We start from the raw sequence: 12,949 nt of genomic DNA on the forward strand, positions 1-12,949 counted from the left end.
CCCGGAGGGCGCGGAGGCGCGACGCCGCTCGGTTCCCTCGGCGCGTCGCTCCACGCGGGAGACGCACCTCCCGCTCAGCCGTCGGCGCGATCCGGGGCCGGTCGGGCGCGTCGAAGTCGCTGGATCCCGACCATCGTCAGGATTCCCGGGAGAACGACGTAGAGCAGCGCACCGTCCATCGACGGGACATTCGGTGCCGGGCCGCCGCCGGTGGTGGTGATCGTCACCGTGTCCGGCGCACTCGAGGCGATCCCATCACTCACGACCAGCGAGACGACGTAGGCGCCCTCGACGTCGGGCGTGAGCGCGGGCGTCATGCTGAAAGCGTTCTCGAGCGTCGCGGTCGAGCCGGCGGGCTGCGTCTCGATCGTCCAGATCCAGAGCGCGATCGGGTCGTCGTCCGGGTCGGTCGCCATTCCCTGGAGAAGGGTCGTCACGCCCACGTCGACCGTCTGGTCGGGGCCGGCATCCGCGGTGGGCGGGGAGTTCGTCGCAGCGCTGATCGTGACGCTGTCGGGCAGACTGGAGTCGAGTCCGTCGGAGACGACGACGGAGATCTCGTAGTCCCCGGCGAGATCGGGCGTGATCGCCGGCGTGGGGCTGAATCGCTGCTCGATCACCGCCGTCGACCCCGCCGGTGCCGCGTCCAGCGTCCATGTCCAGAGCACGATGGGATCGTCGTCGGGGTCGCTCGCGGAGGCCGTGATGGGCGTTCGCTGGCCCACGATCGTCGCGAGATCCGGGCCGGCATCCACGACGGGCGGCTGGTTCGCGACGCCCGTCACGGTGAGCGTATCGGGGTCGCTTTCCAGCAGACCATCCGAAACGAAGACCGAGATCACGTAGTCGCCGGCGAGATCCGGCGTGAGCGAGGGCGTCGGGCTGAACGGCTGATCGAGGACGGCCACGGAGCCCGGGGGCGCCGATTCGATGGACCAGTTCCAGAGGGTGACCTGGCCTTCGTTGGCATCGCTGGCCGAAGCCGACAAGGCCTGGGGGACGCCCAGGGTGGTCGTCACGTCCGGCCCGGCGACGACGACCGGCGCGAAGTTGGTCTCGGCCGTGAGCGTCGCCGTGTCCGGGTCGCTGCTGAGGAGCCCGTCGGAGACGACGACGGAGATCACGTAGTCGCCGGCCAGGTCCGGAGCCAGCGACGGGGTCGGACTGAACTGATTCTGCAGCGTGGCGACCGATCCGGGCGGCGCGGAGTCGATCGACCAGTTCCACTGGGCGATCGGATCCCCGTCCGGGTCGTCCGCCGTGCCGACGAGCGCGAAGGTCTGGCCGATGAAGACGGTCCCGTCCGGGCCGGCATCGACCGTCGGTGGCGAGTTGGGGAGGGCCGTGACGGTGACGGTATCGGGTGCGCTCGTGAGGAAGCCATCCGACACGACGAGCGACACGATGTAGTCGCCGGGCACGTCGGGCGTAATCGTCGGCGTCGGGCTGAACGCGTTCTCCAGGGTCGCCGTCGAGCCCGGCGGGGCCGATTCGATCGTCCAGAGCCAGGTCGCGATCGGATCCTCGTCGGGATCCGTCGCCATCCCGAGCAGCCCCGTCGCAACCCCGAGCTTGATCGTCACGTCCATGCCCGCGTCGGCGACGGGGGGCTGGTTCTGTGCGGAAGCCAGCATCGGCAGAGTGAGCAGCAGCGCGGTCCAGAGGATCACGCGAGCGAGCGGGTGCCGGCGGCGAGGTCGCAGAGCCGCGCCCGCTCCCCTCGGCGAGGCGCTTCGCCCCAGCCAGCCTGTCGTCGCGTCGTCGATCAATTCCGAACCTCTCGGCCTGCCAGTCCTTCGCCCTGCCTGCGACGACGCTTCGATTCGATCGTTTCGCTCGTCTTCCGGCAAGGCCGTCGAGCCCCGCCCCGGACGAGGTCACGGACCGACCGCGATCCATGGGCACAGCGATCACGGAACGAGTGCGTTCGGGGCCGCGACCCGTTTCGTGCAAGTCAGCTGCGGTCTAGGTTTGTGCCCGATCGAGCGAAGGCGTGACCTACATTCTAGTCGGATTCATTTTTCTTGTGGCTCCTATCGGTAGGACGGCCAGGGGCGAGGAGACAGTTGCCGGCGAGCTGCCACCGGCAACTGCGATCGTGAATGGGGCGAGTCGCCTCAAGCAGGTCTGCACGCGGGCCGATCCGAGACGATCTGCCGCGTTCTGCGCACTCGATCCCGTGGTCACCGAATCTTTCGGATCGGCAACCCACAGCCGGTACGGCGCTTCGTCGGCAGGAGAGAGAAACCGGTGGCTCCCACGGGCAGCTGGCCGATAGGAAACTACATGACCGAGGCCACCCAGCACAGCCGGACCGGACTCGTCGCGATCGGGCGCAACGAAGGCGAGCGGCTGCGGGTCTGCCTGGAATCGTCCCTGCCCCGGGCGCGTCACGTGGTCTACGTCGATTCGGGATCGACGGACGGGAGCGTGGCGCTCGCCCGATCGCTGGGCGCGACGGTCGTCGAGCTCGATACGACCGTGCCCTTCACCGCCGCTCGGGCTCGCAATGCGGGGTTCGAGCGTCTCGACGCCCTGGCGCAGGACCTCGAGTTCGTGCAGTTCGTCGATGGCGACTGCGAGCTGGAGCCCGGCTGGCTCGATCGCGCCCACGCGGTCATGCGCGAAGAGGCGGACGCCGTGGTCGTCTGCGGTCGGCGCCGCGAACGCTTCCCCGAAGCCTCGATCTACAACCTCCTCTGCGACATGGAATGGGACACGCCGATCGGCCCGGCTGCGGAGTGCGGTGGCGATGCCTTGATGCGGGTCGATGCCTTCCGGCGTGTCGGCGGCTACCGCCCGGACCTGATCGCCGGAGAGGAGCCCGAGCTCTGCTCGCGGCTCATCGCGGAGGGCGGACGGGTGCTTCGCATCGACGAGCCGATGACGCTTCACGATGCGCGGATGACTTCGTTCCGGCAGTGGTGGACGCGCAATGTCCGTTCGGGGCACGCGAATGCCGAAGGGGGATCGCACCAGGTCGCGCACGCCTCGGTCCGCGCCAGTCGCGAGACACGAAGCACCTGGTTCTGGGGCGGCGTGCTGCCGCTCGTGATGGTCATCGCCCTCGTCGTCGGCGCTCCGGCGATCACCCTGGTCCTGGCTGCGCTCTACGCTGTTCAGGTGCTGCGGATCGCGCGTCGCGCCCCCCGGCCGCGCTTCGCCACCGCCCACCAGTACGTCTACGCAGCTTCGTGTGTTCTCGGCAAGCTGCCCAACGTGCAAGGGCAGCTGCGCTACGCGATCGGGCGGCTCACCGGGCGTCGCAGCGCGCTGATCGAGTACAAGGGCCCGGAATCGGCCCCGCGCGACCCGACGGCGACCTGATCCTCTCGCGGGTCTCAGTTGAAGCTTCGACGCGTGAACGGGTGGCGCGAGAGGATCGCACGGTAGGCGATCACGGGCGCCGCGAGGCCGACGGCCGTCAGTACGGCGAAGAAGAGGACGAAGTTCACTCCGTCCCAGGGGAGCAGCCGGAGCATGATCCCCTTCGTCGCGCCGATCGCGATCGTGTTCATCAGGTAGATCGCGAAGCTGTAGGCGCCGAGGAACGAGAAGACCCGCGCAGGCAGACCGCGCAGCGGCCCGATGATCGCCAGCGCTGCGGGGATCGAGGCCAGGCCGACGATCGTCTTGGAGTAGGGCCAGGGCGCGATCGTCTCGCTCGCGAAGCTGATCGCGAAGAGGAGCGCGAAAATCGGTGCTCGGGCCCGTACGAAGCTCATCACTGCGTCGTAGTGTCCCGCGATCATCGCGCCGACCTGGAAGTAGAGCGCGTACTCGAAGACCAGGTGGATCGCGGCGAGCCGCGTCAAGCCTGGAAAGACGAGGAGGTGCGTCGCGTGCATCGCGACGACGACGCAGAGCACGAGTCGCTCGCGCTGCCGGCAGGCCGCGAGCAGCAGCGGGAAGAGCAGGTAGAGCTCGAGCAGCACGTAGATGTACCAGAGCGTGGCTGCTGCGCTCTGGGTGGGCCGAACGAAGAGCTGGATCAGGTTCGTGACCAGCCCGCCCCCCGCGTTGTCCACGTGGATGAAGCTCGCCGCGAGCGACTTGCCGACCAGAATGGCGGCCCCGATCAAGAGGAATCCCGGGGCCAACCTCAGGAGCTTGCTTCGAGCCCAGTCGCCGAACTCTGCCGGCGATCCGACGGCGGTGTAGGTATATCGAAACACCAGCCCCGACATCGTCATGAACAGCGGCATGTGGAACTGGTAGATCCCGAACTTGAGATGCTCGTACCAGAGATTCCCGGACGGCGGCTCGCGGGCGACCACGTGCCCGATCACCACCAGCAGGATGGCGAAGCCGCTGATGTGGTCGACTTCGACCAGGCGTCGCCTTTTGCCTTCAGATCCCACTGCGTTGGTCCGCTCCAAGACGAGTCGGGCAAGCCGACCCGACGGGCGCCGATCGGGTGCCGGGTTCGACGCAGTGTGACGTTTCGGCCCGAATCGGACAAGACTTTCGGGATTTGCGAGAATCCGCCACCGCGACGGCCAGACCGACCCTGAGCATCCATGAAGATCGCATTCGCCTACTTCACATTCGTGATGTTCATCCCGTTCGCCTACCTCGTCATGCGTCGCATGGAGAGAGCGCAGGCCGCGGCGACCGTCGTCATCGTCGGCTCGATCCTGTTGCCCGAGGTGATCGCGGTCGACCTGCCGGTCGTGCCGCCGATCGACAAGGAGTACCTGACCTACACCTGTACCCTCGTCTTCGCGTTCCTCTGCCATCGTCGAGCGTTGCTCGAAGCCAGGCCGGGGACCGGCCTCGAGATGATCGTGATCCTGATCTTCCTGGCGAACATCGGCACCGCCACGATGAATTCCGTTCCGATGATGGACGAGGGGCGTCTCGAGGACGGTCTCGGTCCCTACTGGATCGCCGCGAAGACGGTGGACGACGTGCTGACCGTCTTCGTCCCGTTCCTGGTCGGTCGCGCGATGTTCCGGTCGATCGAAGACCTGTACGTGTTCCTGAAGACGCTGGTCATCGCGGCGACCGGCTATACGGCACTGATCGTCCTCGAGACGGTCATGTCCGTTCCCTTCCGCGTCTGGCAGCTCGCCCAGGTGATCTACGGACTCCCGGCGCGGGTCAACATGCGCTGGGGGCTCGCGCAGCCGGTCGTGTTCTTCGACAACGGCCTCGCGCTCGCGACGTTCATGGCCGTGTCGACGATCGCCGCCGCGGCGATCGCGCGGACGGGACTGCCGCTTCCGTGGGTCGGACGGGGATTCGGCCTTCCGAAGATTCCCACGCCTCTCGCGAGGAACATCGTGACGGTCGGGCTCCTGCTCGCGCGGAACGTCGCGGGCATGGTCTACGGAGTGAGCTTCTTTGCCGCCTATGCCCTCGCGCGGAAGCAGCTGGCCGCGATGCTCGGTCTCGGCCTCGTGCTGCTCGCGTGCATCTACCCCACGCTTCGAATGGTCGATCTCTTCCCCTACGAGGAGATCGTGGAGTTCGCCCGACAGTACCTGCCCGAGCGGGCGCACTCGCTCGAAGGGCGCTTCCTCGAGGAGGAGCACGTCCTCGGGCAGATCGGCGATCGGCTGTGGCTGGGATGGGGGACGTACAGCCGGATCCCGGGTGCGGAGGGGTTCGGGCAGGGCGAGGTCGGCCTCGACGGGTGGGTCACGATCAAGATCGGGACGAGCGGCGTCCTCGGGGTCGCGCTCTACTACTTCGTGTTCGCGGCGCCTGCGATCCGGGCCTGGTTCGGGATGAGACGCACGAATCGCACGGGACAGATCCTGCTCGGCGCGATGATCGGGATGGTCGCAATCCGGATGATCGACATGATCATCAACGGCTGGTGGAACTGCTTTCCCATCTTCCTGGCGGGGGTGACCGCCGGGGTGACGGGGGGTCTGGGGCGTTCGAGCGGGAAGCCCCCGATCGGCTCCTCGCAGCGCAGTCGGTCGACGGCGACCGCAAACGAGCCTCCCGTCGCCGGGGGGACGTCAAAGGAGCGAGACGAAGTCCGGCGGACGGTCTCGACGGCAGAGCTCCTCCAGGCGGGAAGGCGCCCGGACGATGAAGATCGATAGACCCGCGCGCGATACGCTCCGTTCCGCGACGCGGTCCGCCTGCAATGGAATCTCCTCCGGGTCGACGAATCGGTCGGGGTGGATCGTCGTGCTCGCCGCGGTGCAGGGCGGGGCGCGGTGCACGTCCATCGGAGGCATCGGAGGCATCGGAGGCATTGGAGGGTGAAATGCGGGTTGGGTTCTTCCTCGTCGCGGCGTTGACGATCTCGCTCACGGCGACGCTCGTCGTCAGCGAGCTGTTCGTCCGTCTGGTGGCTCCGCAACCCGCTTCCTGGCTGGCGATCTATCGCTCCCACCCGGAGCTCCCCTTCTTCGCGATGCAGCCGGATCGGTCGCTTCACGTCGATACGGGTGAGACGGAGTGGACCGTCCTGACGGACGATCGCGGATTCCGTCGTCCGTCGGAGCCGCCGACATCACCGACGCCACCGCCTCCCGGGCAGTGCACTGCGATCTGGCTCGGGGATTCGTTCACCTTCGGGCACGGGGTCGAGTACGAGGAGTCCTTCGTCGGTCGAGTGGCGCAGCGGACGCCGCGAGTGACGCATCTCAACACGGCCGTCGCGGGCTATGGCCCCGTCCAGTATCGGCACACGTTGGCGCATCTCGGTGAGGGCGGAACGCGCTTCGATTGGGTCTTCGCCGTCAGCTACGTGGGCAACGACTTCCACGATACGCAGTGGGACAAGAATCCTCGGGTGAGCGAGGGGATCCTCGGGAACGAGGGGGGCCTGAAGAGCTTCCTCAAGCGGAGGCTGCACCTCTATCGGCTGCTCTCTGCGACCTATCACCGTTTCGATGGCGGCAATCAGAACGCCTACGCGGCCATCGACGAGCAGCTCGCGAGCGCCGAGGCCTGGCAGGGAGCGTTCCTCACGGCCGCCCGAGACCGTTGGGGCGCCGAGATGCGCGCGATCAAGGATCTCGTGGAAGCGCGGGGCGGGAAGGTCGCGTTCCTCGTCCTGCCGACGCGCGCGGCCGCGGCCGCCCATCACGCGGCCGCGGCGGGCAGTCTGGAGCCAGCGTCCGGATCCGACGTGGACCCCGCACGTCCCGTCGAGGAGGCCGTGGGGATGCTCGAAGAGATGGGCGCGCGCTACCTCGATCTCACGCCCGTGGTGGGCGAGCGCCCGCCGGCGGAGGTCTTCTTTCCGCGCGACGGCCACCTGAATCCGGAGGCGAATCAACGCGTCGCCGACGAGATCCTTCGCGAATTCGATCTGCGCTGCCAGGCGACCTAGATCGAAGCGTAGGGCGTGGGGCGGGTCCCGTGCGCGGGAAGCCGGTCGCTAGGCTTCCGATGCGTCGGACGCGTGCCTGCGGCGCAGCTGGGTCGCTCCCGCGCCGGCGGCGAGCAGCGAGAGCACGAGCAGCATCGAAGGCGACATCGACGGGACCGCCGGCGACGGCGCGAGCTGGGCGAACTCGTAGAAGTCGACGGGCCGATTCCACGACTGCGCAGGCGTGCTGCTGAAGTAGAGATACTTCTGGTAGAGGCTCCCGATCTCCTTCAGCACGTCCTCTTCGTATTCGAACGTGTGGGCGAATCCGTCGGTGAAGACCACGGTGAAGCGGAAGTTCTCGAGGTAGGTCGCTCCGTTGTCCGTGTCGAAGCTGATCGAACGCGGCTGCTCGGCCTGGAGTCCCGGTTCGAGCCCGACGCCGACGGGCGCTTCCGTCGAGCCGTCGACCGACCAGACGTGCCGCGAGAAGGGGATCAAGGTCGGGTGGTTGTCGGGGATGCAGTTCTCGACGCAGATGAACTGGCCGTCCTCGCCGTCGATCGTCCAGCCCGTCTGCTGCAGGGCGGCCGTCGAGGCCGTGCGGTCCATGATCCACTCGCGAATCGCGACGCCGCCGGGCTGGCTCGTGTTCTTGATCCGGATCGTGAAGCGGCGAGCGATCTCCTCGCGGACACGCGAAATGCGTACCTCGAAGGCGCGGTCCGAGGCGACGGTGGGGTAGAGCCCTTCGACGGCATCCAGTCGAAGCCCCTCGCTCGTTCCGCCGAGATTCGTCAGCCGGATGTGGGTCACGCCGTCGAGGGCACCGAAGTCGATCGAGAAATGCTTGACGGCCTCGAAGTCGTTCTCCCACTGATCCGGCGGCGGGACGCTGCGGGCGTCCTGGGTGTCGAACGTATCGATGATGGTGAAGCCCACTCCGTCCGTGCTCGCCTCGACCTGCACGGTGGCGTTGTCGGTCGCCCCGAGGCCGCCGACGAACGCAGAGACGAGCAGATCGTCCTGGAGCGCGTTGTTTCGGAGCGGAGTCGGAAAGGCGAGCTCGACGGTCTCGCCCGGGTCGAACACGTCGGTGCTGGTCCCGCCGAAGCCCAGACCGGAATCGTTCACGAAGCGATAGTCCGGGACGCCGAGGGCGACCGCGGGGGCGCCCGTCGAACCGGCGATGTCCGTCGCGCTGGTCGCATAGGAAGTGAGCTGCGCATTGGCTGCGCCCGCCACTGCGAGCGAAAGGGCACAGGCGAGCCAGAAGGGGATGGCTCGGCAGGAGGCGTGCGGTCGGAAGTCGGCTCTCAAGGATCTGTCTCTCGCCGTAGTGGTTCAGGGGCGTTCGTAGGGATGTACCCGCCAGGGGGGGCAGGGTGTCACCGATCCCGCGGACGTCGGCCTCGCGGCATCGATTTGCGCACGCGAGATCGGCCCTCCGGGGAGCGGTCGCCGGCCCGGAGCGATCAGCCCGATGCGATCAGGGCGCAGGCGATGGCGTACTTCGAGCTGCGACTGACTCGAAGGGGAATGCCCTGGACCATCTTCATCGCCGCCGCGCGATCCTCGGGCGCGAACTTGAACTCGACCACCAGAATCGCGGGCATGTCGATCGAGCGTTCGAGACGCGGAGTGCGACCGAAGCGCTGGTCGAAGGCCTTGAGGTCGGTGTCGACGGTGAGTCGGACCCGCCCGTCTCCCGAGACGAAGTAGTGCCGGTAGTACTGGTTCACGAGCGCGACCGCCGGATTCAGATCGAAGCGAACGCGTGCATCGTCGGGGAGCTGTCGTCGGAGGTCGGCCCGGAGGGTCTGCCAGGGCACGTCGTGGCGTGGTACGCCGACGACGGGATAGGAGAGCTTCCAACCGAGCTTGTTGCGTCGCAGCTTGACTTCGAGCGTGGAGCGATCCGACTCGGGCTCGCGCCCGTACCAGCGCAGTCGCACCTTCTCTCGCGCGCTGGCGCCGACCAGGTTCTCTTCGAAGGCGCCGAGGTCGTACGTGTCGAAGTAGGTGCTGTTCACGAAGCGCGGCGGGTAGGGGCGGACGAAGCCGGCCGCGTGCTCCCGGATCCAGGTCTCGATCACGTCCTGTGCGCTGGCCTGGCCCAGGAACTTGACCTCGAAACGCTCGGTGCCTGCGAGGAGCTGGTCGTCCATGGCGCTAGTAGAGGATGTCCGTGTCGAAGGGGATCACCGCTGCCTCGACGCCGTCCAGCGTCGCTGCGCTGCCTTCCTGGACCAGGGCCTCGGTGGCGACGTTGCGCATCTCGACCCGCTCGAGGGTGGCCTGCGCGGGTCCGTACTCGGGCTTCTTCGTGTAGACCGAGACCCCGGCCGTCGCGGCGTCCTCGACCAGCGAGTCCTCGAACAGCAGCCGCGAAGCGTCCTTGCTCGCCGCGCCCGATCCGACCCTTCGCGCCTGGACGTTTCGTGCGATGAGGTCGCTGGCCTCGCCGACCGAGATCGCCTTGTCTTCGATGTCCTCGAGCACGGCGCCGTCGACGGTGATCTTCGCACCGCTCACGTCGATCCCGTCGCCCCCGATCTTCGTGTACCGGCCCCCGCGGATCTCGCCGTCGGAGAAATCGGCATCGAGCGCGTCCGAAGGCGTGTCGTGGAAGTCGACCGAGTCGAGGACGAACTGCGAGCGGATCAGATTGAGCGCGTCCTCTCCGCGGTGCCCTTCGAAGCGCGACCTTGCCATGTCGACCTGGCCCGTACGGATGGTGACGCCGCCGGTCAGACGCCAGCCCGCTCGCTGGATGCCGGACGTCCGCTCCACGATGACATGACGCCAGTAGTGCGGTCGATCCGAGCGAAGACTGACGAGTCCGCCCCAGGCGTCGACGCCGTCTACGGGTCCGAGGCGAACCGGCGCGTCGGGGGTGCCCTCGAATCGCAGCGGTCCGGACGTCACCGCGATCGCGTCGGTCCCGAATCGAAGCTCGGTCCCGGCGGTCAGGTGGAGACCGAGGCCCTCGGGCAGTACGAGGGAGCCGTCGACCTCGAAGCGTCCGGGCTTCGAAACGAGCGACGTGCCGTCGGCCGACGGAGAGAGGAAGGGGTGCTTCTCGAGGGTCTCTTCGAGGGTCGAGATCGGGATCGGGGAGCGGCTCGCGGCGGACCACGAGCGCATCACGGGAATCTCGTGTCGCTGGGACTGGCCTCGGACGCGTACCTCGAGCGTCGCTGCGAAGGCGACCCGATCGGTGTCTGCCGGCAGGGCGATCGAGACGAGGGTCGGTTCGCCGAAGGCGGGGGTCGCGGGCACCTCGATCGGCCAGTCGAGCGAATCGGCAACCGCCTCGTCGGCCTGAGAGGCTCCGTCGGCGTCGTCGGCTTCTTCGACCGACAGGCCGAGCACGTCCACCCCGACCGGGAGCACGTTGGTGAGCTCGATCCGGGGCGTGTCGCAGTCCATGCAGAGACTCGCCTGGAGCGGAACCGGATACTGCATGAGCGGATCGCCGAGCGGCGGCAGGAAGTGGTCGAAGCGCTCGAGATCGATCGAGGCGAGACGCTCGGCGCGGCGGGCGAGGGCGTCGAGGTGGAGAGGCTCGATGAAGCTCAGCCCCTCCTGGAGGCGCGGCACAATCTCGGCTTCGCGGGCGCGTGCCCGAGCGGGGAGGTCTCCGGAGGCCATGTCGCCCGCGATCCGACGGAGCTCGCGTACGTAGACCGCGCGGAATTCGTCGTCCGCGAGGAGCAGCGGCGTGAAGCCGCCACGACTGGAGACCAGCCCGGGCTCGCCCGGGGCGCCCTGCACGTTGCCGTCGAAGCCGATCGGCTCGATCCGGGCGGTCAGCGGGTTGTAGTAGTACCGCATGTTGTGCCAGGCGAGAGGATGATAGGTGCGCCACACCTCGCAGACCGCCATGAAGCGGGCCATCGCTTCGACGTTGAAGACTTCGTCGGGCCGGAGCGCGCCGGCCAGGAATCCACGCATGAGCCCCACGGCGGCTGCGTAGTCGGCGCTGAGCCCCGGGGACTTCGCGACCTTTCCGCTCCGGAACGGCTTGAGCCGTGACACGTGCGGATTGCCGTAGGGGCCGAAGCTCCCGTTCAGCTGGAGATTGCGCCAGAAGTCACTCTCGTCGAACCGGAAGATCACGCCTTCGCGCCGACGCTGGGACTCGAGCAGCTCCTTCGAGAAGTGCTCCTCGACGGCCATCACGCCGATGTCCTTGCCGTTGACGGAGAGGTTCACGAAGCGGTAGCGCGGGGTGAGGATGCCCTCGCTTCGGAGGTGTTCGAGGAAGACGGGCTCCGCCTGATAGTCGCGCACGCTCGGCGACTGGAGCGAGAAGCGGCGCATGCCGAAGAGCTGGTCGCTTCCGCGGACCGCGACCCGGAACGACCATTTGTCGCCGTGGAGATGATCGAGGGCGTCGCCCTTGAGCCGAATCCGGGTGCGGATCGTGCGGTCGCCGTGGCGGATCTCGGCCGGGACCAGGTCGTCGTCGGCGGCCATGAGAACCCCGGTGGCCATCGCCTCGGCGCGCTTGGCGCGGAGCTTCTCGAGGTGCTTGAACTTGATGTCGAGGTGGAGTCGTTCGAACGTCTCGCCGTCGAGGCTCGCCCGGAGATGGTTGCGTCCGATCGACAGCATGCGCGCCGGGAGCTCGCGCACGGCCACGGTCTGGAGATCCGGGGCGTTGCGCGGCTGGAACGCACGGAACACGAACATCCCGAACAGGATGAGCGCGGCGGAGTAGGCCGCCAACAGAGCGGCCGCGACCATCAGGCGCAGCGCGAGGGAGGCGCGTGAGCGCCGGGCTCGGCGTCGTCGGGGTTCGATCTTCGAGACTCTCATGGCAGCGGAGGCCTCTAGGCGGAGAGGGGCGGGCGGATCGCGGAGGTTCCGCGATCGGGGTGAGCCATGCGCCGGCGGGCGCGGGGCTCGTGATCCCGCGGGTTCATACGGCCGGGACGCGCTGCTGGTCGATGAACGTCACGCCGATGCCCGGGTAGGCGGTCTCGAGCGCATCGATCATCTCTGCGAGGCGCGTCGAGTCCTGCATGTCGACCCAATAGGTCGCCTCGAGACTGCCGTGTCGTTGGTCGATGCGGCGGAGGTCGCCGGAGGAGACGAAGGGACGGAAGGTCTCTTCGATCCCGTTCAAGGGGTTCTGCTGTCCCTCGCCGACGGGGCAATCGATCGACAGGTAGAGGTTCTTGGGCTCCATTCCCTCGCGTCGCCAGCGGAGCACGGCTACGGCGGTCAGGATGATCACGGCGGAGACCACCGTGGGCACGAGCTGGTCGGCCCCGAGGCCCAGTCCGATCGCGATCGCCATGAAGAGGTAGGCGAGCTCTTCGGGCTCCTTGATCGGGGTTCGGAATCGGACGATCGAGAGCGCGCCGACGAGACCGAGCGAGAGAGCGAGGGACGACTTCACGACCGTGATGATCAGGATCGTGGTCATCGTGATGAAGGGGAAGACCTGGGCGAACTCCGTTCGGTTGGACAGCGTCGACCCGAAGCGCTCGAAATGCCAGCGCAACGCCACCGCCAGGATCAGGCCGAGGGCCAACGCGATCACGAGTGACGGCATCGAGAGCGGAGCGCCGGAACTCAGCTCCGCGGTTAGACCTTGCATTCCTTGACCCGTCCCTTCTCACGTTCGTTCGCGAAGATGTCACAGCTTTTCATCGAAAG

General features: G+C 67.6%; 9 protein-coding genes. 3 read left to right on the top strand and 6 right to left on the bottom strand.

Annotated elements, in window-relative coordinates:
* Positions 1-74: 74 nt before the first annotated feature.
* Complete coding sequence (locus NXI30_05690; protein MCR9093685.1) at positions 75-1,670, bottom strand: PKD domain-containing protein; 1,596 nt, start codon at positions 1,668-1,670, stop codon at positions 75-77.
* A 616-nt stretch (positions 1,671-2,286) separates the two neighbouring features.
* Here NXI30_05690 and NXI30_05695 point away from each other — a divergent pair.
* Positions 2,287-3,327: a glycosyltransferase family 2 protein gene (locus NXI30_05695; protein ID MCR9093686.1), complete on the top strand. Its 1,041-nt coding sequence runs from the start codon at positions 2,287-2,289 to the stop codon at positions 3,325-3,327.
* A 14-nt stretch (positions 3,328-3,341) separates the two neighbouring features.
* On the opposite strand, the gene NXI30_05700 is transcribed toward NXI30_05695, so the two are convergent.
* Positions 3,342-4,361 carry an acyltransferase gene (locus NXI30_05700; GenBank protein ID MCR9093687.1) on the bottom strand — a complete coding sequence of 340 codons (1,020 nt, stop codon included), beginning with the start codon at positions 4,359-4,361 and terminating at the stop codon, positions 3,342-3,344.
* Positions 4,362-4,520: 159 nt separating this feature from the next.
* On the opposite strand from NXI30_05700, the gene NXI30_05705 reads away from it, so the two are divergent.
* Both NXI30_05705 and NXI30_05710 read left to right on the top strand, forming a co-directional pair.
* Positions 4,521-6,059, top strand: coding sequence for a hypothetical protein (locus tag NXI30_05705; GenBank protein MCR9093688.1), 1,539 nt, complete (start codon positions 4,521-4,523; stop codon positions 6,057-6,059).
* Between the two features lie 167 nt (positions 6,060-6,226).
* The gene (locus tag NXI30_05710; GenBank protein ID MCR9093689.1) at positions 6,227-7,300 is read left to right on the top strand and encodes a hypothetical protein; all 1,074 of its coding nucleotides are present in this window, start codon (positions 6,227-6,229) and stop codon (positions 7,298-7,300) included.
* A 48-nt stretch (positions 7,301-7,348) separates the two neighbouring features.
* Here the strand turns inward: NXI30_05710 and NXI30_05715 are convergent, their stop codons facing one another.
* The 4 genes from NXI30_05715 to NXI30_05730 form a co-directional block, all read right to left on the bottom strand.
* Positions 7,349-8,599, bottom strand: coding sequence for an IPTL-CTERM sorting domain-containing protein (locus tag NXI30_05715; protein ID MCR9093690.1), 1,251 nt, complete (start codon positions 8,597-8,599; stop codon positions 7,349-7,351).
* 155 nt (positions 8,600-8,754) lie between these two features.
* Entirely contained in the window at positions 8,755-9,447 is a 693-nt protein-coding gene (locus NXI30_05720) for a VTC domain-containing protein (protein ID MCR9093691.1), read from the bottom strand.
* 4 nt (positions 9,448-9,451) lie between these two features.
* A complete protein-coding gene (locus NXI30_05725) occupies positions 9,452-12,103 on the bottom strand; it encodes a hypothetical protein (GenBank protein ID MCR9093692.1) in 2,652 nt (883 codons plus the stop codon).
* Positions 12,104-12,206: 103 nt separating this feature from the next.
* On the bottom strand, positions 12,207-12,890 hold the full coding sequence (locus NXI30_05730) for a DUF4956 domain-containing protein (protein ID MCR9093693.1): 684 nt from the start codon (positions 12,888-12,890) through the stop codon (positions 12,207-12,209).
* Positions 12,891-12,949 lie beyond the last annotated feature (59 nt).

It is taken from the genome of bacterium, from assembly GCA_024742285.1.
Taxonomy (GTDB): Bacteria; Myxococcota_A; UBA9160; order UBA9160; family UBA4427; genus UBA4427.

Excerpts from the sequence above, each read along its gene's own strand:
- NXI30_05725 (MCR9093692.1), bottom strand. The coding sequence starts at position 12,103 with ATGAGAGTCTCGAAGATCGAACCCCGACGACGCCGAGCCCGGCGCTCA.
- NXI30_05720 (MCR9093691.1), bottom strand. The coding sequence starts at position 9,447 with ATGGACGACCAGCTCCTCGCAGGCACCGAGCGTTTCGAGGTCAAGTTC.
- NXI30_05705 (MCR9093688.1), top strand. The coding sequence starts at position 4,521 with ATGAAGATCGCATTCGCCTACTTCACATTCGTGATGTTCATCCCGTTC.
- NXI30_05695 (MCR9093686.1), top strand. The coding sequence starts at position 2,287 with ATGACCGAGGCCACCCAGCACAGCCGGACCGGACTCGTCGCGATCGGG.
- NXI30_05730 (MCR9093693.1), bottom strand. The coding sequence starts at position 12,890 with ATGCAAGGTCTAACCGCGGAGCTGAGTTCCGGCGCTCCGCTCTCGATG.
- NXI30_05710 (MCR9093689.1), top strand. The coding sequence starts at position 6,227 with ATGCGGGTTGGGTTCTTCCTCGTCGCGGCGTTGACGATCTCGCTCACG.